A 26588-nucleotide genomic window follows, 5' to 3' on the forward strand; every position below is an offset into this window, starting at 1 on the left:
TCTTTAGTTTTTGAAGGCCATGCGGCGCTTACTTCTCTGCGGTCTTCTTTACAAACTGCATATCGACAAGCCCGTCATACGTATATTCGCCTTTATAAATCCCGGTCTTGATCATTACATTCATATCCTTGTCCAGCGCTTCCTCCGAGATGATTCCGTCCGGACTCCAGAGCTGGTCTTCATAAGCGCGGTCAAGTGCCGCCTGCGCCGCCGTATCCGAAAGGGTCGGGAATTCGGCCTTCAGCACTTTCATCGCCATCGTCTTGTCCTCCTGGATAGCCTTTAAGGCTTTGACCACGGCGTTCACCGCCTTCTGCACCGTTTCCGGGTCCTTCTCAAGGGTAGATTTCTTCACGCTCAATACGGAATACGCATAATCGCCCATATCATGGAATTTATAAAATGGCTCGTCCCACACGCCTTTATCCATTCCGTCGCTGATCTGCGGCTCGGCACCGTTCGCAATGTCAGCCGCACCCTGCTGGACCATGGCTACAACGGTTGAGCCATCCGCCGGTTCCAGCAGACGTACATCCTTCTGCGGATCAAGCCCCAGCTCCAGCAGCAAATACTGGGTCAGAAGGTTCGGCGTTCCGCCATGCCGTCCGGCGTTGATTTTTTTGTCCTGAAGAAAGGCCTTTAGCTCTTCATCGGAGCTTCCTGCCGGAGCCGTCCCTTTCTTCGCCATCAAATACACATTGGCACGGTTGACGACATTGCTTACCGAAATGATCGGGTCCGAATTGCCGGTATTCGCCAGCGCATTGGATTCCGGACCGCCGATAACGCCCCAGGCATCCCCGCTGACCACCGAAGTCACATGCGTGCCGCCGGTAGCCTGCAGCATTTCGACCTCAAGCCCTTCTTCCGCAAAATACCCTTCGCGCTGCGCCACATACAGCGGCAGATAACCTGTATAATGCAAAGGTTCGGCAATCACAAGCTTCTTTAGACCTTCCTTGCCGGCTGCGGCTTCGGCGCTTTCCTTATTACTACAGCCCGCAAGCAGAATTATGACGGAGACCAGCAGCAGGACGGCGGACAGCTTTACTTTTTTCAACTTCATGATTTGTTTCTCCCCTTTATCTTATGAAATAGAACAATCCGCCTTACGCCTTCTTCATTCCGTACCCTTTGGACAGCCACTTCTCCAGCAGCACTACCCCTGCATACATGACCATCGACAACACCGACAAGACCACTACCCCCACCCAAACAAGGTTGATATCAAGAATCGTCCCGGCATAAATGACCATGCGGCCGATCCCGTGACTGGAAGCAATAAATTCTCCTACAATGGCTCCGGCCAGCGAAAGTGCAATATTAATCCGCAGACTGCTGATCATCCAGGGCATCGCCCAGGGAATGACCACTTTCGTAAAGACCTGATGGCGTTTCGCGCCCAGCGAGTACATCAGCTTCTCCATATCCTTATCCACACTCTGCACCCCGCTGTGTGCCGACAAGGCCGCAACCACCACCGTCATGGCAAAAGCCAGCGCTACCTTGGAGAAAAACCCGATGCCCAGCAGAATCACAAGCACAGGGGCCAGCGCCAGCTTCGGCATTGCGTTCAGCAGAATGAGGAACGGTTCGCTGATTCCGGCAAATCTCTTCGACCACCAGAAGGAAAGACCAAGCAGCGAGCCCAGCAGGGTTCCGCCGATAAACCCCAGAATGGTGGAACTTGAGGTGTAGGCAATATCCTCAAGCAAAGTCCCCTCCGTAATCTGTGTCCAGGTCGTGCTAAGGATGCGGAGCGGGCTGCTCCAATAGTAGGAATCCATCCAGCCGATCCGTGTAAATAGCTCCCAGCAGAGTACAACCAGCAGCGCTACCGAGAGACGCCCGATGCTGATAATCCTGCCGGTCCGGCGCTTCACCGCCTCCTCGTCCTGAATGAACGGCTCCGCCTGCCTTTTGTCCGGCTTCACTGCGCTGTTCCCGGACGCCTCCAGTTTGTGAATGACGTACCCTTTCTTCTGCACACTTTCCATCCTGTTTCCCCCTAAAGTTTTGTGTGGTTAGTCTTCATCGATATTCTTCGTACAAAACTCACTTCGAAAGCAGTATACTTACGAGATATGTGCAGCCGGCTCTTCGCTTCCGCCGCCGGACAGCAGGTCCAGCAGATGAGCCTTAAGCTCCATAAAGGAAGCCGATACGGTATCCTCTTTATGTCTCGGACGCGGCATGTCCACAGAAATCTTGGAAATAATTCTGCCCGGGCGGCCGGAGAATACATAGATGTCGTCGGACAGGTAGATCGCCTCGTCAATATCATGAGTGACGAATAATACCGTCTTTCTGAAGTCCTCCCAAATTTCCAGCAGCCAGTTCTGCATCGTCAGCCGGGTCTGGGCATCCAGCGCGCCGAAAGGCTCGTCCAGTAAAATAATGTCCCTGTCATACAGAAGCGTGCGGAGCAGCGCTGCCCGCTGCCGCATGCCTCCCGACAGCTCTGCAGGATGATGGCTGCCGAAGCCTTTCAGCCCGTAGCGGTCCATCAAAGGTTGGGCTCTGGCAACCGCCTCTTTGCGCGGCACTCCGCGGATTTCCATCCCGAGAATAATGTTGTCCAGAATGGTCCTCCAGGGCAGCAGCATATCCTTCTGCAGCATGTAGCCGACATGTCCGGTCTTCCCGATAATATCTTCACCGTCTGCCAGGACACGGCCGGTTGATGGAGGCATCAGTCCGGCAATAATGTTGAACAGGGTAGATTTGCCGCAGCCGCTGGGACCGATAATACTGACAAATCTCCCTTCTTCAATGGATAGATTCGTTTCCTGCATGGCGATAATCTCTTTGCCGTCACGGCGGAACCACTTGCTTACCCCTGAAATTTCAATCTTGGCCTTCATCGCTTCATCCCCCTCAGAATTTTGTGATCATGTGCAGAAATTCAATGGATAAACAAAAAGCCGCCAGTTTTAGACACAGCCCCAGGGCTATTGTCTGAAAACTGACGGCAGGCCGGCTCTCCCACATTCAGAGTTCCAGCGTAACGTTCAGGTAATGCTCCAAATCCTTCTCCAAAATTATGATCGTACCGGAATATTCGGTCTCCACATCATAATCTTTAAGAACGGCTTTGATATTCAATTGAAATTCATCCATAAAAGCCTGCTTGATCTGACGCTTGAATACCTCATGCAGCACCAGATTAATTTCCCTGCTGGCCGAAGCATCATGGGTATCCAGCACCTTCAGTACAGGTACACGGCTGTTGATGGATAAAATGATAATCTTGTTTCCTACAAAATCAACCTTTTGCTGCTTAACACCGGCGTTGAACATCCTCTTATTGATTTCGTTATAGATCCGTAAAATATCCTGTTTCCATTGTCCGGCGGAAGCGATCATGGCGATCACTCCTTCATAGCTAATAATAATGTTATAAAATATCACGGGAACATTGGTAACTACGTCACCGCCTATTGCTTATACATCATTATAGATAAAAAGATAGAGTTGTCAATAACTTAATGTTATATTAAATGACATTTAACTAGAAAATATTTTCGGATGTAAGTAAACATTACTTTCATTTTACTCAAATTTCTACTTCCCACTTCTTTACCTGTAACTTGTTCCGCCCATGGGTTAGTACAGTGTAATTCGCTATTCCCAGCTGGTATTTCCGTGGTATAATTTAGTAAATTTCCGAATTCAAGGGCACTGTTTTCCGGAAGCACCCGGAGACAACCCCGCAGCTTATGCGGGGTTATTTTTGTATAAAGGTGGAATTATCTATGACTGAGCTGCAGGAAACAAGAGCCATTTTAACGAAGGAAGACCTGATCCAGCAGTTTAAAGGCTGCGGAGTGGCAGAAGGGCAAACCCTGTTTGTTCATGCCTCGCTAAGCAAGCTGGGTTTTGTCGTGGGAGGTGCGGAGACCTTAATCCGGGCGTTACTGGAGATAGTGGGGGAAGACGGCACTTTGGTCATGCCTTCGCAAACCTGGAAAAATCTCGATCCTTCGACAGGCGTCCACTGGCAGGAACCGGCAGAATGGTGGCCTGTGATACGGGAGCATTGGCCCGCCTATGATAAAGAGGTTACTCCGGCCATCGGCATGGGTGCCGCGGCTGAAATGCTCCGCAAATGGCCGGGAGCCCAAAGATCGGATCACCCCGCCCGCTCCATAGCGGCAGTAGGCAGACATGCAGCCTATATTACGGCGGACCATGATTTGAGCAATATTTTTGGTGCCGGATCGCCACTGGACAAAATTTATCAGCTAAATGGTTATGTCCTCTTGGTTGGCGTCGGCCACGACAGGAATACATCCCTGCATCTGGCCGAAGCCCGGGCTGATTTCCCCGGTAAACACATGGTAGACGAGAGCAGCGCAGTTCTGGTGGACGGCAAGCGGGAGTGGCTTACTTATTCGACCCAGTCGGTGGATGACAGTGATTTTGTCACGTTAGGGAATGAATATGAGCAAGAAATCAATCTCAAGATTCATCACATCGGCAATGCCGAAATACGGCTGCTAGCGCAAAGACCTCTGGTCGACTGGGCCACGGACTGGATGGGGAAATTCAGAGCTTAAACAGACAGGATTCCGAAGAACGAGGCGGTAGTATGACGATTCAGTCCATATTTATAATGGTGCTAAATTTGACTTATTGTGTAATCAACCCGTGGTTTCTCTACTATGCCTATAGACAATACAAGGCCAACTGGTCGGCAGCCGGGCAAATTCGCGTCTATGATCCAGCCAGACTTAATCCACATAAATTATTGCTTGTGGTCACTCTGCTATACGTGAGTACAATTGTGGTTCTGTGGCTGTTGTACATGTTCAAGGTCAGCCATGTGATCGAGGATCACTGGTTCTCCTATGTTTTCATGCTGGTTCTTCCGGTTGTCGCCAACCATGACCGAGTACTTATGTACATCGGAGAATACGGCATCTCCCAAGAGGGGAACGTGATCCCCTGGGAATTTATCAGCTATTACAAATTCGGCAAATTGAATACGGTCACAAATCGTTTGTTGCTGGAGATACATACAAAGGATAATGTGATATGTGGATTACTTCCATCTGAATCTCAAGAAGAAATAAGGCAGTTTTTGGAGGAAAATAAGATTCAATCAAAGCCGGCATAGTTAAGACATACCGCCATATAAATGCAGGAGCCCTCTCATCCTGAGAAGGCTCCTTGAGGTCTGTACTCATATCCTGAACAAAAATCGTCAACATTTACCCTTGGACAAACCGCAGCGTCACTTTCGTCCCCTGCCCCGGCGTACTCTCGATTACAATGGAACCCCCATACCGCTCCATAATGGCTTTGGCGATGGCAAGGCCAAGCCCGGAACCTCCCTGAGTCCGGTTCCGCGATCCCTCTGTGCGGTAGAAGCGGTCGAAGATATGCGGCAGCTGCTGGGAGGAAACCCCCATCCCCGTATCCGCGACAGACACAATCACTTGTCCATTTTCTATGAAATGCTCAAGACTTACCGTACCGCCTTCAGGCGTATACTTCAGCGCATTCTCTACAATATTGCGCAGCACCTGATAGCTTGCGCTTGCAGGCATCCGGATCAGCAGCGCTTCCCCGCTGCGCTCCTCTTCATAACACAGCTTCACTTCAGGATTCACATGTACGGTCTGGGGAAGCAGCTCATTCAAGGTTGCCTTAAGATCGCAGCCTCCATCACCGGCAACGTCCGGCAGAGGTTCTTCCGTTTCGGCAAGCAGCAGCAGTTGGGCGATCAGCTCCTTCATTCTTCTGGTTTCATCCATCATGAAGGCGAGCGACTCTTCCAGCACATCCGGCGATTTCTTCCCCCACCGCTGCATCATATGCGTATGCCCCTCGATGATGGCGAGCGGTGTCTTGAGCTCATGCGAGGCATCGGCGACAAAGCGCCGCTGCTGGTCAAAGGAGACACTAAGCTTATGCATGAGCCCATTGAAGGTTGCTCCCAGTTCATAGAGCTCATCCCTCGCGGCAGGCAGCTGCAGCCGCCGGGATAAATTATTGGCTCCGATGCTCTGAACCTCCCCTATCATGCTGCGAATTGGCTTCAAGGCTGAGCGGGCTACAAGCCATCCAGCCACAACTGCTATTCCTGCTGCGATTAATAAGCCAAACAGCAGAATTCTGCCTACTTCCCGCACCGCTGTCGCTGTCCTTGAATACCCGCTGTCTGTAAGCCGCAGCTTAACAGACCCGTATGCGGGTAAATCCATGTCACTTTCAGCCTTGTATCTGACTTCTTTATCTACTCCCCCTATCCCCGCCTCCGCCAATACCCGTTCCTTCGAATCCAGCATTTGGAGCCGCTGCCCCTTGTCCAGGTCAGCCGCAAATGACGACAAATCCGGTTTAAGCACCGCTGCGGCTCCGCTGCCTTTTCCAATTCCCGGCTTAAGCAGTGAAGGCAAGAAGGAAACCTCCCCAATCTGAAGCTCAAACTGCCTGAGCTTGGCCTCCAGCAAATTGACTTCCTGGCCTTCTGTCCACTGACTGAACATGATATATACAAAGCCGCTGAGCACGATTGCCACCATAAGAGACGCTAGCGCAATGGATGCGCTGACTTTACGGGAGAACGTCCAAGTCTTCAAGTCCGCCACCTCAATCCCTTAAGATATAGCCGCTTCCGCGGACGGTATGGATCAGCTTTTCTCCAAAGCCTTCATCCACTTTCATACGCACATACCGGATATAGACATCCACGACATTCGTCTCACCTTCGTAGGAATAACCCCATACCAGATTCAGCAGCGCCTCGCGATGCATCAGCCGGTTCTTGTGTTGCAGCAGACAGTGGAGCAGCTCAAATTCGCGCTGCGACAATTCAATGTCCTGACCCGCGCGGCTTACACGATGTGAGGCTACACTTAACGTCAAATCTTTGGCACTGAGCATGTCCCCGGTCTCCTTGGTCTGAAGTCTGCGCTGCACCGAACGCATGCGGGCGAGAAGCTCCTCGATGGCGAATGGCTTCGGCACATAATCATCCGCACCGGTATCCAGCCCGCGGACCCGGTCACTTACGGTATCCCTCGCCGTGATCATAATAATCGGCGTTTGCTTTGCTGAACGGATTCTTTTGCATACTTCTATGCCATTGATTCCGGGCAAATTCAGATCAAGCAGAATAAAGTCAAAGCTCTCACTCAGGGCTTTATCCACCCCATCAGGCCCATCACTTGCAATCGTAGTCTCATAGCCCTCATACGAGAGTTCCAATTCCAGCAGCCGTACCATTGCCATTTCATCTTCGATGATTAAGACGCGCTCCTTCACTCCTGCCCTCACCTCTCCACTTGCTTATCTGGTTTTCATTAAGGATAACCCGGCCATGGAGGATGCTTCTATACGATAAGTCCCTTTGCCAATGGTTCCGGTCACGTGATTGTTTTTTACCGCCAGCGGAAAATCAGTCTGCGGCTCGCCAAAGGCCGTCTTCCCGTCGACCTCCACCTCCGCGCTCCCGGGCCAAGCCAGGTACACATTTCCTACATTTGAGGAAACTGCCCAGTTGCCGCCAACCTTTCGACTTTCAATGCGGATGTTCCCGGTGGATGATACGGCTTCGATCGTGGAGCCGGCTTCTTTGGAGGACAGGTTGCCGTTCATGGTCTCCATGTCGAGCGGTCCGGCGATCTGATTAGCCACAATATCCCCATTCATCACGGTGGCCTGAACAGCCTGCTCCGCATCAGACACATGAATGGTGCCATTGTCGCTCCGCAGGGAAATAGTATTGCCGATGCCTTTGGCATCAACGTTGCCGTTCGCTGACGAGAGCTTAACTGTGCCGATGCTGAGAACCTTTGATAAGCTGATGTTGCCGTTGCTCATATTTGCCTGCAGATCCGCTGCCATTTTCTTGGGCAGGGTAACGGTCAGATGAATACTTGCCTCCTTATGATGGCTTCTGCCATAACGTTCACTGTAGGCCTCAATATCCAGAACCGTCCCCTCCTTCACCCGAAGCTCAGTCTTCTCCGCAACAGCCGCCGCCTCCTTCTCACCCGCTTGATCTACAACCACCGTTGTATGAATTTCAATAGCGCTCCCGCTGCCCTGCTTTATTTCAATTGAGCCATTTCGGTTCTTGATAGCAACCGATTGGATGTTATCCGCTAAGGAGATGCTTGTCATGCCTTTGTCAAAAGAAAATCCCGCTGCCGTAGCCTTTGCCCGCACAAGCGGCGTGGTCTTGAAATCCGCTTCGGACAGCTGCCGTGCAAAGATGATCCCCGGGCCGCCCCGGCCCGTATAAATCAGCACCAGTACCAGGGATAATCCCGCTCCCGCTAGTAGACACTTCATTAAACGCTTCAATATTGAACCTTTCATAGTCATTCCTCCGATTCTTGTGATTGATCGACCTTAGGGTACAACACAATCCATGAGAAAGACTTTGCAGGCAGATTAGAGTTTGATGAGAGCAGGCTGCAATCGAAAAACCACTCCTTTGGCGGAGTGGTTTCGAATACTAATGCTAACAAAGGTTATCTTTTATAAATTGATTAATGCTATCAGCATATTCATCCCATAAATAATCCTGATTCTCAATAATTAATTTCGGGATGTCCCAAGAGTCAACAATTGCTCTTACAAACGCCTGACTCCCGCCCCACAACTCAGCGGCTTCCTTAAAATCATCATCCGTATGCAGAGCCACCGGCCCCCATTCGTTCCCGCGCACACTGCAAATAAACCGCCATTGCCCTTCAACATTCACTTGGTAAAAGTAGATGAGCAGCGGTTCCAGTGGTGATAATATCTCCTGCAGTGCCGACGAGAAATTGAGCAATTGATCATGATTCATGCCCATATGATAAGCGCAGTTTATGGCATCCTGAAACAATACACTTTCAATAATCGTGATATCCTGCGTACTGGCCAGCCTTTCCTGAACAAAAGCCCTGAACAGGGCTTGCAGCCCTTCTATGAATAGATCTGCCTGTGCATCATCCTCAAAGGAGCTGAATTTGTAGCCCTGTATGAACAAAGGATGGTTGTCTTCAAGCTCCAGAATACACCGGTTGGATACATTCCACGCAGACAATTGATCCGAGAGCATCGTCGCGCAGGTCGTTTTCCCGGAACCCGGCATGCCATCAATAATAATAAGTTTTTTGTTGTTCAATTCCATTTCGTATTCTCTCCTCTGTTCCAAATGTCCACAATGGGAATGGATTGTTCAATCCTCTGTTTACTCTCCGCGATCCAGTCCTTAAGCCACTGATTATTTAAGCTGCTGAAGGATTCATCCCCGTCGTAATTGCGGAAAACACCGATATATACGATCATTTCTCTCAGCATTAGAAATAGCGGGATTTGGGCCATCCAATAGTCCTCCAGCGTATTCTCACGCGTATAGCCTTTCATAAAATGAGCCATAAACCGGCGGGCCTGGTCCTCCCGGCTGTCCTTTCCTTCTTCACCACCGTACACATAGACGAGATAATACAGCTGAACCGCGATATCCTCTGCAAACCAGCTGTACTCGGCTTCATCAAAATCAAAAGATGGAGGAATCAGGTCCATATTTTGCAGGAACCAATTCCCGCTCCAATCCTGTCTTTGGTTCTGAGGATCTTGTGGCTGATAGTTTTTGGACAAGGCATGCAGTTTGCCAGTCAGTTGCCCCAGTTTTTCATACAGCAGATGATCTTGAAGACATTCCGGGTAGCTGATTGTTCTGCCACGGGCTTTTTCGAAGCAAACGCAGCTATAAGATCCATCTCTTTGCTCAATAACTTCCACTAATTCACCGTTCCTGGACAATAGGGGTGTGGAGACAGAAACCCCTTCATTCGCCAGAAACAAAATCCAGTCCAGCTCCCCTAGGATCAGCTTCTTAGAACGGTTAGAGCCTGGAGTGATTCTCAATATGCGGTCATGCCTATCCTGCTGAACCTCATAAACCATATTCTGGCTGCCTCCAAGGTAACGGAGCTGGCCGCTGCTTATGCTGTAACAACTGGCTGCGATTTCAAGCATTGGATGGGTAAAAGAATCTTTCGTTCTCATACGAGTGTACCTCCATAGAATTAGAAATCAGATGAGACGGAGGTATAAGGGCAAACCAATCAGCCCAAACCACAGACAGGCAAAATCCGCCGTCCGGTGCTTGGGCATCTGTATATAACAAGGCAAAGCTGTCCCCTGCCGCTAAATCCGGGCATAAAAAGGCCTCCATCTCACCAGTTGATTGAAAAACGGCAAATCAAATAAATCCTTGACTGCAGGATTCAAAAAATTGATAGGCGCCATCTTATCTCAACTTGATGAAACGAAAACCTCGTGACATACATAAGCCTCTTTTCGAATTGCTCTATTTCAGTCTATCGTATCCAGATGCTGGATATCTGTCAACAAGCAGAGGAGACCTTCCTCGGCAAAGGACGGCCTCTTCTGTTCTACCTTTTCATCGCCCTGACTACTTACCAGTTATTCCCGTTCCTGAAACAGTAAAGCTTGTGGAAGTATTCAAGAACTTGCCCGAAGGTGCTCCGGTAACCGTAATGTTATTGAAGACCGAGCTGCCGCTGGCGGAGCTTTTGCTCGGTATTCGGGTAGATGCGGTATTTATACGCTTGATGAACGATCATGTGCGACACCCCCTTTTATAGTATTTTCTTACAGTGCAGCACGTATGTTCGCTTATTCCTCCCGTTTCTAAATGAGCAGTGCTTCTTTCCATTTGGAAAGTGATCGTTTTTCGGCTAACTAAGTTTCAAACTAAGGCGGAATACCTGTTTTTTCTTGATAAGGTGGTAATTCCTGACCATTGATTTTAGAATCGATCATTGTCACAATTAGATTCCTGAGATAGCCGCTGAGCAAAATGGTTGGGAGGCACAGTAATGACGCAAGGGAATATCCGCCCGGAACAGGCTGGTGAGATTGCGAAGGAGATCCGCGGTTCGGCAAGGGAATTGGCTGTACATCTGATTAGGCTGTCCGGAGGATCCGGCAATGTATTAGAAGCCATTCACTGCACAACCCGGCTTCGCCTTAGACTGTGGGACTGTTCCCTAGTGGACGAAGCCGGCCTTTCCGGCATGCAGGAGGTTCAGGGCGTGTTCTTTCGAGCCGAACAGCTGCAAGTTATACTGGGATCGGCCAACGTCTTCAAGGTGCACCGCCAGGTTGTCCGCATCCTTCAAAACGGCGGGCCAACACAGCAGGAAGAGGTTCAGTCTGCCGGACCCTCTGAATCCACAAGCCCGGACAGCACTGCCGGGTCCAAGCGGGCTCTACTTCCTTATATGTTTAGACAGATTGTCGATGCGGTAAGCTTTTTTTCCGATATCGTCGTGCCCATGATTCCACTCTTTGTCGGGGTCGGCCTGCTGCTGGGCCTGCTTAGTATGATGGAAGCCTTCGGCTGGGCGCAGCCGGAGAGTGTCCCGTTCCGAACCTTGTCATTGTTGACGGGTTCAGCATTTCAGATTTTGGCTGTGATGTTTGGTTATCACACGGCCAAGCGGTTTGGAGGCACCCCTACGCTCGGCGCTGCAATCGGCGTTGTCATGACCCGTCCTGATCTATTGCAGGTCACCAGATTCGGAGGAGCACCGATAAGTTCCGAGAATTTATTATTAACGCCGCAGTTCGGGTATCCAGGAGCCGTAATTCCTACGATTCTTGCGGTATTGCTAATGAGTCTAATTGAGAAGTGGCTGCGCCGGATTCTTCCGTCATCGACTGCTGTTATGCTGATCCCCTTTTTAAGCCTTGCCGCCGGGGGCAGCATTGCGATTCTGGTCATTGGTCCACTCACCTACGAACTGAGCAGCTCTCTTAGCAGCTTGCTGGAAGTGGTGTTCAGATACGGCAGTTCGTTTTTCGGTCTGCTGCTTGGCGGAATCTACAGTTCTGTTGTCGTGAGCGGTCTGCATCATGGCATTCAGGCAATTGAAATCGGATTGATCACCAATCCGGACGTCGGCGTCAATTTCCTGCTTCCCATCTGGTCTATGGCGAATATCGGCCAAGCTGCGGCCGGACTGGCCGTGTATGCCAGAACCCGTGACAAAGCATTGAAAAAAATAGCCCTGCCCGCGTCAATCACCGCCTTTCTCGGCATCACCGAACCGGTCACCTTCGGTGTCAACCTGAAGCTTGGCCGCCCATTCTTAGGCGCTGCTTTGGGAGGTGCCGCCGGAGGGGCTTATGTAGCTTATTATCAGGTGGCAGCTGATTCGTTCGGCTTAACCGGAATTCCAATGATCGCCTTTACCGTCCAGCTCGGGCAGCTGAATCTTATCCATTATTTGATTGGTTTTCTACTGGCAGCAATAACAGCCTTTACGGCCACCTGGATTCTAGGGGTTGACAAGCGACTTCTTAAGGAACAAACAAGCATAGGAGAATAACATGAAAATCAAAAAAATTCTGAACAACAACGCGGTTGTGGTAAACGACCTTGGAGAGGAAAAGATTGTCATGGGTTCCGGTATTGCTTTTCAGAAAGGGAAAAACGATATTATAGATCCGTCCCTTATTGAAAAAGTGTTCATTATGGATGACCCGGATCAATACGGCCATTTGCAGGAAATGCTGGGGACACTGCCTGAAGAAGAGATTACCGCGTCCGAACAAATTATTTCTTATGCTGAACGTGAACTGGAAGTGACGTTTAATGAGCATATTCACATTGCACTGACAGATCACCTCTCCTTCGCTTTGGAGCGGATCGCTAAAGGAACGATGATCCAGAATACGCTGCTGGATGAAATCCGCATTTTATATCCGAGAGAGTTCCAGATTGGACAACAGGCCAAAAACATTATCTATGAAACACTGCAGGTCGAAATTCCCGAGGACGAGGTCGGATATATCGCCATGCATATCCATACTGCCTGGAAAAACGCCGGAGCTCACGGAACAGATGCCGAAATGGCAGCAATGATCCGTGATATTGCTGAAGGTGTGGAACAAGCTGCCGGTGTTACGCTCAAACGAGGCTCCGCCAATTACGAGCGTCTGGTGACTCAGCTTGAAAACATCCTGAAATCTGATGAAACCGGCAAGCTTCTCAATGAGTTGAACCCTGAAATTGTGCGAATTGCCAAAGAACGCTACACCCGGGCCTACTTGCAGGCCAAGGAGGTTGGCGATCAGGTTGAAGAAGATTACGGGTATACTTTCATCGACAGCCAGCTGGTATTTATCGCCATGGAAATTGATCGGATCTGTACACGGTCAATGGATGGTAATATATTGAAATCAAATAACACAGGACTTTAGACCCTTGATATCAAAACAATATCGAATACCCCTAGTATCATCCTCAAAAAAAATAGGGATTTCAGTCTATAGCCATTTTCCGTTATAAAATTATAGAATTAACGCGACAACAAAATATGTCGGGATTGTTACTGTTAAGCAGGCAAGACCTAAAAATCCGTTTGGGAATCGATGCGTTTTACGTATCCCCAATGGTATTTTTAGGTCTTTTTTTCTGTTTAAAAACAACAAAAATTCGTAACTAAAAGGAGACCGGGAGAATGAATATCAAAAAGATGGTAAGACAAGCAACAGCAGTAACCTTTACAGCAGCTTTACTTACAGGTGGCGGGGCTTCAGCTTTGGCCAAAGAAGATAACAGTAAGAATTACAAAGAAGACTTTGGTTTTTCCCACATTACCCGCGCTGACATGATGAAAATACCGGAACAACAAAAAAGCGAAAACTTTCAAGTTCCTTCGTTTGATGCTTCCACCATCAAAAACATTCCTACTGCAAATATAGTGGATGAGTCTGGCAATGCCCTTGAGCTGGATGTTTGGGACAGCTGGCCGCTTCAGAATGCAGACGGAACCGTTGCCGAATATAATGGCTACCATATCGTGTTCGCTTTAGCGGGAGATCCTGAAAAAGGATGGGACACCTTCGTATACATGTTCTATCAAAAAGTAGGCGACACTTCGATTGATAGCTGGAAAAATGCCGGCAGAGTTTTCAAAAATAGTGATAAATACGTTTCAAACGATCCGATTCTAAATAACCAAGCCGAAGAATGGTCCGGTTCTGCAACCTTGACCAAGGAAGGCAAAGTCCGCTTGTTCTATACCAACCGCCAAGGCTGGGATCCGGCGAATAACTTTTTCGGCAAGCAAACCTTGACGACAGCTCAAGTGAATGTGTCCAAGCCTGATGCGGATACGCTGAAAGTGGATGGCGTGGAAGATCTCAAATCAATCTTTGACGGAGACAGCAAGTTCTATCAAAATGTGGATCAAGCATTCAGTGAAGGCAACTATGACGATAACCACACGTTAAGAGATCCTCACTATGTGGAAGATAACGGTCATAAATATCTTGTTTTCGAAGCCAATACCGGAACGGAAACAGGTTACCAGGGAGAACAATCGTTAGACATCAGAACTTATTATGGAGGTAACAAACCCTTCTTCGAAGCTGAAAAAAATAAATTGTTGTCCGGTCCTAAGAAATCTCTTGCGACCTTAGCGAACGGCGCACTGGGTATTATTGAGTTGAATGATGATTACTCGCTCAAAAAAGTGATGAAGCCGCTGATTGCCTCCAATACCGTAACGGATGAAATTGAACGTGCGAACTTATTTGAAATGAATAACAAATGGTATTTGTTCACCGATTCCAGAGGCTCCAAAATGACCATTGATGGAATCGGCGCTAATGATGTATATATGCTCGGTTATGTAGCAGATTCATTGACGGGTCCTTACAAACCGTTGAACAAAAGCGGGCTTGTACTGCATATGGACCTTGATCCTAATGATGTTACCTGGACTTACTCTCACTTCGCGATCCCGCAAGCGAAAGGAAATAACGTGGTAATCACAAGCTATATGACTAACAGAGGTTTGTATGAGGACCAGCAGTCCACTTTCGCCCCAAGCTTCCTGTTGAACATTAAAGGCTCGAAGACCTCGGTAGTTAAAGACAGCGTTCTGGAACAAGGACAATTAACGGTTAACTAAGAGGTATCCATTTGAGCAGCCATAAGCGGACGTTTACACGACAGCTCGTTATAGGGATCATTGGTCTAAGCTTTGTGATCACTCTGGGGACAGCGGGTTATTATTTGGCAAAGAGCAATCCACTGAAGCAAGACAATGATTCTGATCCAAAGCCAACCTTACGGGCCAGCTATCATTTCACAACGCCAGACAAGTGGAAAAACGACCCGCAAAGGCCCATTTATTACGATGGTGCCTACCATTACTATTATTTGTATAACGGTGATTATCCGAGTGGGAATGGCACGGAATGGCGGCATGCCACATCCACAGATCTGGTGTATTGGAAGGATGAAGGCATCGCCATCCCCAAATATAGTAATCCTAATGGCGATGTCTGGTCAGGTTCGGTTGTTGTGGACGAGGCAGGTACCTCAGGTTTCGGAAAAGGCGCTCTGGTCGCGATTGTGACGCAACCCTCCGCCGAAGGGGGAGAACAAGAGCAGTATTTATGGTATAGCACCGACCGGGGAAAATCATTTAAGGCTTACAGCAACACTCCTGTTCTGCCGAATCCGGGGACTGCTGATTTTAGAGACCCGAAAATCATGTGGAATGAGCATTCCCGCAAATGGATCATGGTCATGGCAGAAGGCACAAAAATAGGTTTTTATGAGTCTCCGAACTTAAAAGACTGGCACTATACAAGCGGTTTTGTAACGGAGAACATCGGGCTTGTGGAATGTCCCGATCTGTACGTGATGCTTGCGGACGACGGGACCTCTAAATGGGTGCTTGGGGCCAGCGCCAATGGGAAAGCATCAGGAAAGCCGAACACCTACGCTTACTGGACAGGAGCTTTTGACGGAAAGACATTTGTCCCTGATCGGCAGGAACCACAGTGGCTGGACTATGGCTTTGATTGGTATGGCGCTGTAACCTTTGAAGACGGGACTAACAGCGGTCCCCCTGCTCACCGTTACGCTTTAGCCTGGATGAACAATTGGGAATATCCCCATAATACGCCGACGCTGCACGAAGGCTTTAACGGAATGGACTCTATTGTTCGTCAAATTGAACTCAAACAGACTGGCGAGGGCACTTATCATCTGGTTTCGCAACCGCTTGAAGCCTTAAGTAAGGCGGCGGATTCAACCGTCTCCTATAAAGAAATCCAAGTAAATGGCTCTACAACACTTCCGTTCACAGGGAACTCGTATGAGCTTGAGGCCGATATGTCCTGGTCTGAGCTCAACAATATGGGATTTAGACTCCGGGAATCCACCGATAAAAGCCGTCATGTAGATGTCGGAGTTTCTGTAGAGGGCGGTTACACCTACGTCAATCGGGCTTATACAGGAAACCCTGACACGAGTGGACGATATCTTGAAAGCACGTCTCCATTCGATGCCAGCCAGAAGAAGGTTCATCTGAGAATTTTTGTCGATAAAACAAGCGTCGAAGTCTTTATTGATGAGGGTATCATCGTGCATTCCAGTCTCATTTTCCCGGAATTAAACGATCAAGGCATTACCTTATTCTCAGAAGGCGGAACAGCGGTCTTTAAAAATGTTGTGATTAAGCAGCTCCATTAAGCTCTTGATTTAAGTCAATGCTCCGTCATAATTAGCCGTTTACAATGAAATCAACAATGTAAACAAGGAGGTTAATTATGACTACCCCAGTTAAAGAAGGATTGGAACTGCGGAAAACAGCACTAACTGCCGGCATATCACTTATCATCATGGCGATTGCAGCATATTTTTCCTATGGTTATGTTCATGGAAGTCTGGTTGTACAAGGCGATGCCAGTGCTACATTGAACAATCTCAGGTCATCCAATATGCTTTTCAGGGCTGAAATCTTTGGCTGGCTCCTCATCCTGATCTGTGACATCGTAGTTGCCTGGGCGTTCTATCTTATCCTGAAGCCCATTGATAAAAAGCTGTCCTTGCTCGGTGCATGGTTCCGTCTTATCTATTCGGCTATATTGGGAATTGCCATACTGAGTTTGCTATTAGTGATGCTTCTCTCGAGCGGAGCAGACTATTTATCATTATTTACAACCGGTCAACTACAGGGATATGTGATGCTGTTTTTGGAAGCTTTTGAATTGATCTGGTCGGCCGGTTTGATCATTTTTGGAGGGCATCTAATGATTGTGGGTTATGTCGCTTTCCGATCTGACACCATCCCTAAAGTCATTGGCATCTTATTGTTAATTGCTGCAGCAGGATATATTATCATTCACTTCTGCAACTCGTTTCTTCCACAATACGATGAGTTCATTACGATCCTTGAATTTGTATTTAATGTGCCAATGATTGTTGGGGAACTGGGGTTTGGGATATGGCTGATGATCAAATCTTCTCCTGATTAATCCGCTTTTTAATTCTGCTTAGTGACTCTGGGGTAACCCCAAGATAACTCGCCAACTGATGCTGGGGTACACGATCGACTAAATATGGCCGTTTCAGTAAAAGTGTCTTGTAGCGTTCTTCAGGTGTAGAACCGATAAATGCAGCGAATTCCTCTTGGACTTCACCAAAGTTCGCCTCTACCATCCTGCGTGTCATGGACTCCAATTGGGAGTGTTTATGATACATGTCCTGTTCGGTATCAAGATCACCCACGACCAATATGGAGTCCTCCAGACATGTTAAAGAGTACTCGGATGACTTATCATGTTTATGACGATTGAAACTTGAAATGCCTTGTTCTTCTGTGTAGAAATTAGATGTGAACTCTTTTCCCGCCTGATCTATGGAGTACTGTCTCACACAGCCCTTCATCACAAAATAACATTTAGTGGGGACATCTCCTTGTCTAAGGAGCGTTGTCCCTTTTTTGTATTCCTCAATATGAATTTCCTTAACAATTGCCTGTTGCTCTTCTTCATTAAGAGATGTGAATCTGGTCAGGTACTTTAGCAATATTGTTTTCACTTTACACCCTCTCATCCCCTGCTTAAGCCATTATGATTCCTATTATTCCTGACTGCTACTTTCATTATAAGCTGCCTTTACTAATTAACAAAACGGCAGATAAGACCGATATATATATACATATCTTTAACTTTATTTAGTATATACATCTACAAATTGGAGGTTCCGTATGAATGTATCGCGTTCTATTCAGCGTTCGCCCCTTCCATTAGTCGATCACGGTCGGCTACAGCGAAAGGGGGCAGAACAGAAGCCCGGTCCAGACATGAAGATTCCAGCAAATCCGCAGACAAAGCTAATTGATCAATTGACCGAGCAAAAGCAGTCCCTGATCGACAGACGTTCCGAGTATGTGGGCAACGCCCTTAAAAGAGGGGATAGTCCCGAAGTGGTTCAGGCCGAGCTAGCTTCCCTGGATGAGCAAATTCAGCAGCTGGACGAGCAAATTCGAATGAATTCTCTCGAAAACCAGCGCAAGACACAGGGTTTGGATGAAGACACTAAAAAAAAGAAGGAGGAGGAGCTTTCCCAAAAATCGTGGAGCCCGGACAAACAAACGCCTGAGGAACAGCAGCTTGCCTATACAACGTACACCTTGAACGGCGTTATATCCGCCCATAATGATTTAAAGCAAAGCGATTCTGTGAGAATGGCGCAAATCACTTTGCGAACTGAAGCGAAATCCTTGGAAAATAGTAACCCTGTGAAGTCTGCAAGACTATTCCAAAGAGCTTCCAATCTGGATCAGAAACTCATGAACATTGCTAAAAGCGCCCAGGATAAAATGACAGAAGCTGTACAATCAGCCCCTTCGCCAGTTAGTCCGAACGAATCTCCTGCGGACGTGCAAGACAAGAAGGATCCGGCAGCTGAAGGCGCGTCATCTACGCCGGAAATACAGATCTATGCAGAAGCAAATAAGGAAAAAATCCCTCCGGGCAGCCAGATTGACCAATTAGTCTAAGGCGTGTCTTCAAACCGCTTCCCCGCCAAAACCTGCTGCTGTAGGCCCTAAAGAATCATGGGTACAGTACCATTTTCTGATCACATGCGGAGAAAGGCGTTTCGCCACTAGGTAGTTTTTTCGGTGGAGGCTTACGTCTCGGTGTTTCAAAGACTTCGCTCTTCTTCCGAAGGCGTGTGTGTGAGACTGGAAAGTGTATTCCTGGCTCTGAGTACAAACGGACCGAGTTGCACTTATTTGGTGCTTTTAGCCTGTTACAGGAGGACAACGGACTCCAGCGCAGTTATTTCTCCCTGCTGGCCGTTTTTAGCTAGAATGCAGAGCAGATAAGGTCGCCTGGGTCCGCAAAAGAGAATAAACAGGGATTTTACTCTCCATAGCGCCTCCTGAGTCCGTCCCGAGTAAACGAACCCGCTGCGGGCTTTTGGGGCCCTTATCCCGCTTATCTCCCCGTGCGCTCTGTAAACAGCCGCCCCGCGTAGTCGCTAATCAGCGCCTGCATCGCCAGCTTGCCGGCCCAGCCCGCCGGGATGCCGCTTAGACCATAATAGGCTCCGGCAATTTGGCCGTAGACTGCGCCGGTAGTATCGGCGTCATTCCCCAGATTAACGGCGAGCAGTGCACCTTCGGCGAAGCTTGCCGATTTGTGAAAAGCCCACAGCGCCGCTTCCAGCGATTCAACGACATAACCTGTACCTTGAATCTGCGGAGGCTCCTTCCGCTTATAAGAACCGGTATAAATGTCGGCAAGATGCGGTGTCAGCAGGTCCTGCTGAAGCCATTCGGCAAATGCATCAGGGGCCAGCATTTCTTCCTTGCGCCAGCCATGCAGCCCGGCGAGGATGTAGGCGGCCATCAGGCGGCATGCGCTTAGACACTCTTCTGCGGCATGGGTTGTCCTTGAACTGCGTGCCGCAAAGTCTATGGCAGCTGCAGGATGCTGCGCATAGTACATGACCACCGGTGCCAGGCGCATGATCGAGCCGTTCCCGGCTGAACGGGGATCCTCCGATCCGCTGTAAGCTTCCCCCGTGTCCTCGAAATGCTGCAGTGCCGCCCGCGTAGCGTTGCCGATATCGAAGCATTCCCCCGTGCTGCTCAGATAACCCTCGCGGAACCACTCTGTATAGCGCTGCATCTGATCAGCAGCGTCAAAGCCCTGCTTCGCCAGCAGACTTTCCGCCAGGCAAAGCGCCATCGAAGTATCGTCTGTCCATTGTCCGGGCAGCAGTTCAAACACGCCGCCTCCTATGATATCCTCCATAGGCACAAACGTGCCAGGGGCCTTGAATTCCACTGTGGTCCCCAGTGCATCTCCAACCGCCAACCCTTGCAGACAGCCTTGATAACGATCCATATCTAATCCCATTGCAGTACCTCCTTTGCATGATTTCCTAAATATCAACGTTATACCTAATAGGCAGTACATTGTCGCGTCATCTGCCGTTACCGCCATTGTCCGTGCACATATATATAGTAAAGGAAGATCACGGATAAAGGGAGCGATGTAATGGAAGCCGGTGCCGCAGGCTCTTTAAACAAGCAGGGAGTTTCCATTATCACCTGCACGAACCGCCAAGGTTATTTGCGTAACTTGTTTAATAATTTCAATAGACAGAAATACCGGACAAAAGAACTGATCATCATCGTGAACAACAATAAGATTCCGCTTGAGTCCTACTATAAGCAGGCCAAAAAGCTCCGCAATGTACACATTTTCCGGATCCCTGCCTCTACCTCTCTCGGCGCTTGTCTAAACTTCGCTGTGCGGAAGGCGAAATACAGCTATATTGCCAAATTTGATGATGATGATTATTACGCCCCCTATTATTTGACGGATAGTTTGCAGGCCTTGCGCAGAACAAAGGCCGACGTAATTGGCAAGCGGTCGCATTATATGTATCTGCAGGGCTCCAAAACACTGATTCTCCGCTTTCCACATGATGAGAACCGGCCCGTAAGCAAACTCCCGGGAGCTACTCTTTTCATTAAGCGCAACGTATTAAGCAAAGTGAAATTTCCGGATCGAAACGTTGGGGAAGACGATCTATTTTGCATCAGGAGCAAAAAAATGGGCTACAAGGTGTATTCCGCAGGAAAATACAACTTTGTCGCCATCCGCCGGAAAAACTCCTCTAATCATACCTGGATCATCAGCGATAAAGAGTTAATTGCTCATCATAAAACGATTCCGTCTGTGAAAAATTACAAAAAGTTTGTGCAGAAAAAGCCCAAGGATATCCGCTCATGATTTCCCCATATCTTGCTTACGAGAAGGATGCGGTTTCGGTCATTACGTGCACCAAACGGCGACAAAATATGGACACCCTTTTCCACAATTACGACAGACAGAATTACAGGAATAAAGAGCTGATCGTGATCTTGAATCATCCAAGCCTGAAGCTAAGCGATTATATCAGGGCCGCGTTACCATATCCTAATGTGAGGGTGTATAGCCTGCCCGGGCATGTCTCGCTGGGTTCCTGCCTGAATTATGGCGTGAAAATGGCCAGATACGGGCTGATTGCCAAATTTGACGATGATGATTATTACGTCCCTGGCTATCTGTCCGGCAGCCGCCGCAGTATGGTGGATACCAATGCCGATATTGTCGGCAAACGCGCCCACTTCATGTACCTGAACGGTAAAAAACTGCTCCTGCTCCGTTATCCCAAACGGGCTGATCAATATGTTTCTCAGGTACAAGGGGCAACCTTACTCATCAAACGTGCTGTTTTGGAGCAGGTGGATTTTCCAGATCTAAACCGGAATGAATGCGTGAAGTTCTGCTCCCGCAGCCTCCGCAAAGGATTTAAAATCTACGCGGGAAGTCCTTACAATTTCCTGGCGATCCGCAGAAGGAACTCCAAAGATCATACCTGGATAATAAGTGATAGATCTTTGCTCAAGGGAAATATGAAGGTACTGAAGGTGCGGGATGTCAAAAAGTATATTTGCCGATAATCTTTCCGTATATAGGGAAGCTCCTGTCCGACTCCCGATATACAGCGGCCCCCGGAGTGATGTGAACATTCTCCGGGGGCCGCCAATCTGTTATAACAGTATTGCTCTCTTATTCACCAGGATACTTAAGTCCCCATTGTCCACGGACCTGATCCAGCAGCTTCATGATGGCTACGGACTCATCGAGCGTCATCACCGGGCTTTCCGTAAGTCCCGCCTGGAGACAGCGTCCCACTTCCTCGGCTTCAAAGGAATATCCGATCGAGGTACGGTCATCCTCAAAGGTCTCGACCAGCTCACCGCCGATGTAAAGCTCAGCTGACTTAGGATTCACCAGTGTTCCTTTGACAAGGATATGGCCCTCTGTCCCGAATACATGGGCTTCCTCCAGCATTTTGAGACGGATACCGCCATTCAGTGAAGCGCTTTTGCCGTCGCCATAGGACAGCAGCAGCGAGAAATGCTCATCCACCCCGGTATCACCGATATGTACGGTGCTGGAGATGGTTTCTGGATGAGGCCCAAAGACCATTGAAGCAAATGAAATCGGATAGATGCCGACATCCAGCAGCGCACCGCCGCCGAGCGCCGGGTTCAGCAGACGTCCTTCCGGATTCCAGTCGGAACGAAAGCCGAGATCTGCCTTCACCAGACGAACATCACCGATCCTTCCGGAAGATAACCATTCTCTGACCTTGACGTTCGCAGGAATGTAGCGGCTCCACATGGCTTCCATCAGGAACAGCTTCTGCTCGCGGGCATACGCCACAATTTCTTCCAATTCACTGCTGTTCACGGTGAACGGTTTCTCGCACAGCACGGCTTTGCCGGCGCGCAGCGCAAGCAGCACATTGTCCTTATGGAACGGATGAGGTGTGCCAATATAGATGGCGTCCACTTCCGGATCGCTCACCAAATCTTCGTAAGTGGCATGGGCCACGGGGATGCCGTGATTTTTGGCGAATTCATCAGCGCTTGCCTGCGTACGTGATCCCACGGCATAAGCGGTCCCGTTACTGGCATGAGCCAGATCTGTAGCGAACTGGTGGGCAATCCAGCCCGTGCTGAGAATGCCCCATTTTACTTTGTAAGCGTTATCCACTGACACCAATATCTCCTCCTTGGGACTATTGCTAGTCCCTTTGATTCTATCAAACTGCGCTTCTCCTGTAAAAGAGTTAGGGTTGCGCCTATGCCATAGCAAGCAGCGCACATATACTAGTCGCGGAGCAACCCACTGTCACAAGCAGCGTTGCCGCATTCCAGGTCCGGTGCACTACAGCGAGATTCTCAATGTAGCTGCGCATGAACACTTTTCGCAGCAGCCAATGCAGCAGCCGGATAAACACAAAACCGCACCAGCCGAACAAACTGATCAACAGCACCTCGTAGCTCCCTTTGTCTACAAACCGGTCAACTACATCCCCATCATAGTGAATTGGCACAAAATCCGGCATCCGCGGGTAAAGGTAGATGTAAAACACAATGGGTATAATTGCAGAAATAATACATAGCGTAAAAGTCACTTTCTTTTTGAACATGGGATGTACCTCCTCACCAAAAATCATGCGGCAACTCCCTCATTGTCCGCTAGTGTGCTTCCTCCAGCTGCAGCAGCAAAATCCGTTCCTTAAATGCTCCGCGGCGCTCCGCCTTCTCTGCACGAATGTTCTCCAGAACTTTGCTGTCCGCTCCATGAGTTTGTGCCAAAGCGCGGATGACCTCCAGCATATCGGCCAGCTCCTCCAGTGCATGCTCATCGCTTTCGGCCTTGAAGTACTCCGCCGTTTCTTCGCGCAACTTCGCGCGCAAATATTCTATGTATTCTTCAGGTTCCAGTATTCGGGAAGTACAGCTTCGTCCCTGAGAAGTTATCAGCCCCGGAATGCCGTCACGCACAAGCTTCGGATATTCAGCCAAAATCAAACAACTCCCTTAAATTTATATATCGGCTCAGCTCAGCATCAGCAGGACTCTTTCAGCAATCTTTCTACGAAAGGAACATCGGCCGGAGCAAAAACAAAACTCTCCAGTTCAGCAGGCAGCACCCAGCTGTACTCATCATGATCGCTGAGACTGATCTCCCCTTCCAGAAACTCCGCTTTCCAGGCAATCAGCATGATCTGCACACTGCCATAGTTATGCTCATTGACCCCGTAAGCCCCGGTGGGACGTATGGTGATATTCAACTCCTCCATCAGCTCTCTTCGCAGACACTGCGGGACATCTTCGCCGGCCTCCAGCTTGCCGCCGGGGAATTCCCACAATCCGGCCTGCGACTTGCCCTGCCGCCTGCGGGCAATCAATATCTGCCCTTCTTTATTATGTATAATCGCCGCTGCTACTTCAATCATCGTTTTTCCTCCTATAGTTATCCGTTTTTAAACTAGATGGTATATTGTGGTACAATATGGTAAAGTCTGATTTTCATTCAATAATCTATCTGCAAACAGGCTCAATTTACTCTGTAGGGGAGGCTGCATGTGAAGTCTATTTTCAAATCAAATTCTTTATCTGATGACCAAAAAATGAACCAGTCGCTTAGTCTGCGCATCAATGTGTTTTTCTTCAGCACGTTTATTATATTCTGCATTATTATTGTCCGTCTTGCCATTCTACAGTTTGTCGAAGGGCCTACCCTCAAAGATGAGGAAACAAGCAGGGATACGAAAAGTGTACCGCTTGCTTCAATCAGAGGGACTATTTATGCCCAAGCTGGAGAGAAACTGGCCTATTCGACGTCGGTGCAGACCTTATATTTTACTTTAACAAGAGAATATTCCGAAACCTCGACGGACAAGAAGACCAAAAAAACTGCCCGTACTCCAGAGGCCGTCGCCAAGGCCGGCCTTCTTGCAACTGAGCTTGCAGCTGATTTCGCAACACATGGGGCCAAGGTACCTAAAGATGAAGTACTAACCAAAGAAGCAGTGCTGAAAGCCATGGACCTGGATTCCAAAGTTTATTCCGGCTTTATACTGCGTCCGATCAAACGCGGTCTAACGAATAAAGAAGTGGCCTACTTCATGGAGCACAAGGACAAATACCCCAATCTCACGGTAAGTGAAGAGGATGAACGTCATTATGACAAGGATACGGTAGCTTCACAAACGATTGGATATATCAAGCCGTTCAAAAAAACGGACATGGATATTTATAGAAACATCCTGGCGGCGATGAAAAATGAGGGAGACCCCGGTCTGGCTTACAGGGACGATGAGTTTGTCGGGTACGACGGTCTTGAACTCCAGTATCAAAGAGAACTGCGCGGGCGCAACGGATATCTGATGGTAGGCGTTAATGCACAGAACATAGCCGAAGGCATTGAGGAAGTGGTTCCACCCGTCAAAGGCAATGACCTGTGGACCACGATCAACAAAAATGTTCAACTGAAGACAGAGCAGGCTATCCTGGATCAGATTGAATGGGTGCACAGAAATCCGGTACAGGGAAAGGTTCATCCCGACGCCAAGACCGGCTACGCTGTTGCCATGGAGGTTGATACCGGTAATATTGTAGCTATGGCCAGCATGGAGGACTATGACACCAATCTGTGGACCAAGGGTACCCTTCCGCCATCGGTATGGAACGAACTGATGCTAAATTATCTGAACGGTACTATTACACCTATTTCTTCCGGGCGGTCCGGCCACAACTTCGAATCGGCAGTTTTCCTGGGTTCTGTCATCAAGCCGCTGACCGTATTGATCGGCCTGAACGAAGGTTTCATTACAACAAGCACGACCTACACGGACAAAGGCAGCACGACCTTCGGCAGAGCAGGACACGAAACAACCGTGCGCAATGCCGGCGGTCATCCTTACGGATACTTTAGTTCCCCTGCCAAAGCAATTGAGAAATCCTCCAACGTATTTATGATCGATATGATTGGCAAAAAGCTTTATGAGAAATACCATGAAAAAGGTGTCAAGGTCTGGGATAAATATATGAGAGATTTTGGACTTGGTGAATTTCCGGGTAGCGGACTGCCGGGAGAACACAAGGGCATCATCGATTATTTTGACGAAGCTGAGAATGGCAGTCCGCAATCGGCGCTGGTATTTGCCTCCTTCGGGCAGCAGGGGCGTTACACCGCGCTGCAGTTAGCACAATATGCTTCCACCTTGGCAAACCAGGGGACACGGATCAAACCCCAGCTGGTCAGTAAAATCACAGATTCGGCGGGCAAAACCGTAAAGACGTTCGGGAGGGAAGTGCTGAACGAAGTGAAGTTCGATAAGTCCTACTGGCGGGAAGTTATTAAAGGAATGAATACTGACGTTAAGGCATTTGAGGGTTTCCCCTATGACTTTGCACGCAAAACCGGAACCTCCCAGCAGGAATACTACAGAAAAGTCAATGGAGTCAATACGAAGTTTACAGTCGACAACGGGGTATTTATTGCCTTTGCTCCGCGTGAGAATCCGAAGCTTGCTGTGGCTGTAGTCATCCCCGAGGGGGGATTCGGCTCGAACAGTGCCGCACCGGTCGCCCGCAAAATTTTTGACGCGTACGATTGGGAATATGGCCTGGACGGCACACCGAAGAAGAGCATTCCCCCTAAGGAAGATGCGGCTGACAAGACTGCCAGCGATGGAGAAGCAGCGGAAGAGGGGCATTAGTCAGAGCAGCCCGGCCTGATATCCGTAACGCAATGGCCGGGCCGGTAGGACCGATTCAAAGGAGATTAAGTGACTCTCAAAGTTTGAGGACTTGTTCGAGCCCCTCCTCTTCTTAAAGCAAGTGTTTGAACCACAAACAAAGAGCAGGGTTTCTCCA

General features: G+C 48.9%; 27 protein-coding genes. 12 read left to right on the forward strand and 15 right to left on the reverse strand.

Annotation, left to right across the window (positions count from 1 at the left end; translation table 11 throughout):
- Positions 1 to 28 precede the first annotated feature (28 nt).
- The 4 genes from NYE29_RS04970 to NYE29_RS04985 form a co-directional block, all read right to left on the reverse strand.
- Positions 29 to 1066, reverse strand: a complete 1038-nt coding sequence (locus NYE29_RS04970) for an ABC transporter substrate-binding protein (protein ID WP_340894670.1) — start codon at positions 1064 to 1066, stop codon at positions 29 to 31.
- A 43-nt stretch (positions 1067 to 1109) separates the two neighbouring features.
- Entirely contained in the window at positions 1110 to 1997 is an 888-nt protein-coding gene (locus tag NYE29_RS04975) for an ABC transporter permease (protein WP_038586324.1), read from the reverse strand.
- Positions 1998 to 2075: 78 nt separating this feature from the next.
- Positions 2076 to 2864 (reverse strand): ABC transporter ATP-binding protein, encoded by a 789-nt coding sequence (locus tag NYE29_RS04980; protein WP_038586322.1) that lies wholly within the window; start codon positions 2862 to 2864, stop codon positions 2076 to 2078.
- A 127-nt stretch (positions 2865 to 2991) separates the two neighbouring features.
- Positions 2992 to 3411 (reverse strand): Na-translocating system protein MpsC family protein, encoded by a 420-nt coding sequence (locus NYE29_RS04985; protein WP_340894673.1) that lies wholly within the window; start codon positions 3409 to 3411, stop codon positions 2992 to 2994.
- Between the two features lie 344 nt (positions 3412 to 3755).
- Here NYE29_RS04985 and NYE29_RS04990 point away from each other — a divergent pair, with 344 nt between their 5' ends.
- Positions 3756 to 4559 carry an aminoglycoside N(3)-acetyltransferase gene (locus NYE29_RS04990; protein WP_340894675.1) on the forward strand — a complete coding sequence of 268 codons (804 nt, stop codon included), beginning with the start codon at positions 3756 to 3758 and terminating at the stop codon, positions 4557 to 4559.
- A gap of 32 nt (positions 4560 to 4591) precedes the next feature.
- Positions 4592 to 5119, forward strand: a complete 528-nt coding sequence (locus tag NYE29_RS04995) for a DUF5673 domain-containing protein (protein WP_076110345.1) — start codon at positions 4592 to 4594, stop codon at positions 5117 to 5119.
- Between the two features lie 94 nt (positions 5120 to 5213).
- On the opposite strand, the gene NYE29_RS05000 is transcribed toward NYE29_RS04995, so the two are convergent.
- From NYE29_RS05000 to NYE29_RS05020, 5 genes are all read right to left on the reverse strand, one after another.
- Positions 5214 to 6587 (reverse strand): sensor histidine kinase, encoded by a 1374-nt coding sequence (locus tag NYE29_RS05000; protein WP_340894676.1) that lies wholly within the window; start codon positions 6585 to 6587, stop codon positions 5214 to 5216.
- Between the two features lie 10 nt (positions 6588 to 6597).
- The gene (locus tag NYE29_RS05005) at positions 6598 to 7272 is read right to left on the reverse strand and encodes a response regulator transcription factor (protein WP_340894678.1); all 675 of its coding nucleotides are present in this window, start codon (positions 7270 to 7272) and stop codon (positions 6598 to 6600) included.
- A 24-nt stretch (positions 7273 to 7296) separates the two neighbouring features.
- Positions 7297 to 8331 carry a DUF4097 family beta strand repeat-containing protein gene (locus tag NYE29_RS05010; protein WP_340894679.1) on the reverse strand — a complete coding sequence of 345 codons (1035 nt, stop codon included), beginning with the start codon at positions 8329 to 8331 and terminating at the stop codon, positions 7297 to 7299.
- 145 nt (positions 8332 to 8476) lie between these two features.
- The gene (locus NYE29_RS05015; protein WP_076110349.1) at positions 8477 to 9133 is read right to left on the reverse strand and encodes a hypothetical protein; all 657 of its coding nucleotides are present in this window, start codon (positions 9131 to 9133) and stop codon (positions 8477 to 8479) included.
- Positions 9124 to 10014, reverse strand: a complete 891-nt coding sequence (locus NYE29_RS05020) for a phosphotransferase enzyme family protein (RefSeq protein WP_076110350.1) — start codon at positions 10012 to 10014, stop codon at positions 9124 to 9126. Before NYE29_RS05020 ends, NYE29_RS05015 begins: the two co-directional genes overlap by 10 nt.
- 254 nt (positions 10015 to 10268) lie before the next feature.
- On the opposite strand from NYE29_RS05020, the gene NYE29_RS05025 reads away from it, so the two are divergent.
- From NYE29_RS05025 to NYE29_RS05050, 6 genes are all read left to right on the forward strand, one after another.
- On the forward strand, positions 10269 to 10616 hold the full coding sequence (locus NYE29_RS05025; RefSeq protein WP_340894680.1) for a hypothetical protein: 348 nt from the start codon (positions 10269 to 10271) through the stop codon (positions 10614 to 10616).
- A gap of 234 nt (positions 10617 to 10850) precedes the next feature.
- Complete coding sequence (locus NYE29_RS05030) at positions 10851 to 12365, forward strand: PTS transporter subunit EIIC (protein ID WP_340894681.1); 1515 nt, start codon at positions 10851 to 10853, stop codon at positions 12363 to 12365.
- Between the two features lies 1 nt (position 12366).
- A complete protein-coding gene (locus tag NYE29_RS05035; RefSeq protein WP_340894682.1) occupies positions 12367 to 13239 on the forward strand; it encodes a PRD domain-containing protein in 873 nt (290 codons plus the stop codon).
- A 260-nt stretch (positions 13240 to 13499) separates the two neighbouring features.
- Positions 13500 to 14957: a glycoside hydrolase family 68 protein gene (locus NYE29_RS05040; RefSeq protein WP_340894683.1), complete on the forward strand. Its 1458-nt coding sequence runs from the start codon at positions 13500 to 13502 to the stop codon at positions 14955 to 14957.
- Between the two features lie 11 nt (positions 14958 to 14968).
- Positions 14969 to 16531: a glycoside hydrolase family 32 protein gene (locus NYE29_RS05045; RefSeq protein ID WP_340894684.1), complete on the forward strand. Its 1563-nt coding sequence runs from the start codon at positions 14969 to 14971 to the stop codon at positions 16529 to 16531.
- Between the two features lie 77 nt (positions 16532 to 16608).
- Positions 16609 to 17316 carry a DUF4386 domain-containing protein gene (locus tag NYE29_RS05050; RefSeq protein WP_076110355.1) on the forward strand — a complete coding sequence of 236 codons (708 nt, stop codon included), beginning with the start codon at positions 16609 to 16611 and terminating at the stop codon, positions 17314 to 17316.
- On the opposite strand, the gene NYE29_RS05055 is transcribed toward NYE29_RS05050, so the two are convergent.
- Positions 17297 to 17881: a Crp/Fnr family transcriptional regulator gene (locus NYE29_RS05055; RefSeq protein ID WP_340894686.1), complete on the reverse strand. Its 585-nt coding sequence runs from the start codon at positions 17879 to 17881 to the stop codon at positions 17297 to 17299. The two genes, NYE29_RS05050 and NYE29_RS05055, sit on opposite strands and share 20 nt — an antisense overlap.
- Positions 17882 to 18050: 169 nt before the next feature.
- Between NYE29_RS05055 and NYE29_RS05060 the strand changes: the two genes are divergently transcribed.
- Positions 18051 to 18845: a muscle M-line assembly protein unc-89 Uncoordinated protein 89 gene (locus NYE29_RS05060; protein ID WP_340894687.1), complete on the forward strand. Its 795-nt coding sequence runs from the start codon at positions 18051 to 18053 to the stop codon at positions 18843 to 18845.
- Positions 18846 to 19287: 442 nt separating this feature from the next.
- Here the strand turns inward: NYE29_RS05060 and NYE29_RS05065 are convergent, their stop codons facing one another.
- Positions 19288 to 20214: an ADP-ribosylglycohydrolase family protein gene (locus NYE29_RS05065; protein ID WP_076110358.1), complete on the reverse strand. Its 927-nt coding sequence runs from the start codon at positions 20212 to 20214 to the stop codon at positions 19288 to 19290.
- A 141-nt stretch (positions 20215 to 20355) separates the two neighbouring features.
- Here NYE29_RS05065 and NYE29_RS05070 point away from each other — a divergent pair, with 141 nt between their 5' ends.
- Positions 20356 to 21096: a glycosyltransferase gene (locus NYE29_RS05070; RefSeq protein WP_076110359.1), complete on the forward strand. Its 741-nt coding sequence runs from the start codon at positions 20356 to 20358 to the stop codon at positions 21094 to 21096.
- Entirely contained in the window at positions 21093 to 21809 is a 717-nt protein-coding gene (locus tag NYE29_RS05075) for a glycosyltransferase (RefSeq protein WP_076110360.1), read from the forward strand. The genes NYE29_RS05070 and NYE29_RS05075 overlap by 4 nt, the downstream gene beginning before the upstream one ends.
- Before the next feature lie 109 nt (positions 21810 to 21918).
- Here the strand turns inward: NYE29_RS05075 and NYE29_RS05080 are convergent, their stop codons facing one another.
- From NYE29_RS05080 to NYE29_RS05095, 4 genes are all read right to left on the reverse strand, one after another.
- Entirely contained in the window at positions 21919 to 22917 is a 999-nt protein-coding gene (locus NYE29_RS05080) for a Gfo/Idh/MocA family protein (RefSeq protein ID WP_076110361.1), read from the reverse strand.
- Positions 22918 to 22999: 82 nt separating this feature from the next.
- On the reverse strand, positions 23000 to 23350 hold the full coding sequence (locus NYE29_RS05085; protein WP_076110362.1) for a DUF1648 domain-containing protein: 351 nt from the start codon (positions 23348 to 23350) through the stop codon (positions 23000 to 23002).
- A 49-nt stretch (positions 23351 to 23399) separates the two neighbouring features.
- Positions 23400 to 23729: a nucleoside triphosphate pyrophosphohydrolase gene (locus NYE29_RS05090; RefSeq protein ID WP_340894691.1), complete on the reverse strand. Its 330-nt coding sequence runs from the start codon at positions 23727 to 23729 to the stop codon at positions 23400 to 23402.
- Between the two features lie 44 nt (positions 23730 to 23773).
- Complete coding sequence (locus NYE29_RS05095) at positions 23774 to 24163, reverse strand: (deoxy)nucleoside triphosphate pyrophosphohydrolase (RefSeq protein ID WP_076110364.1); 390 nt, start codon at positions 24161 to 24163, stop codon at positions 23774 to 23776.
- A gap of 174 nt (positions 24164 to 24337) precedes the next feature.
- Here NYE29_RS05095 and NYE29_RS05100 point away from each other — a divergent pair, with 174 nt between their 5' ends.
- Positions 24338 to 26431, forward strand: a complete 2094-nt coding sequence (locus NYE29_RS05100; protein ID WP_083675590.1) for a peptidoglycan D,D-transpeptidase FtsI family protein — start codon at positions 24338 to 24340, stop codon at positions 26429 to 26431.
- Positions 26432 to 26588: the final 157 nt, after the last annotated feature.

Origin of the sequence: Paenibacillus sp. FSL M7-1046 (assembly GCF_038007405.1) — a bacterium.
Taxonomy (GTDB): domain Bacteria; phylum Bacillota; class Bacilli; order Paenibacillales; family Paenibacillaceae; genus Paenibacillus_AQ.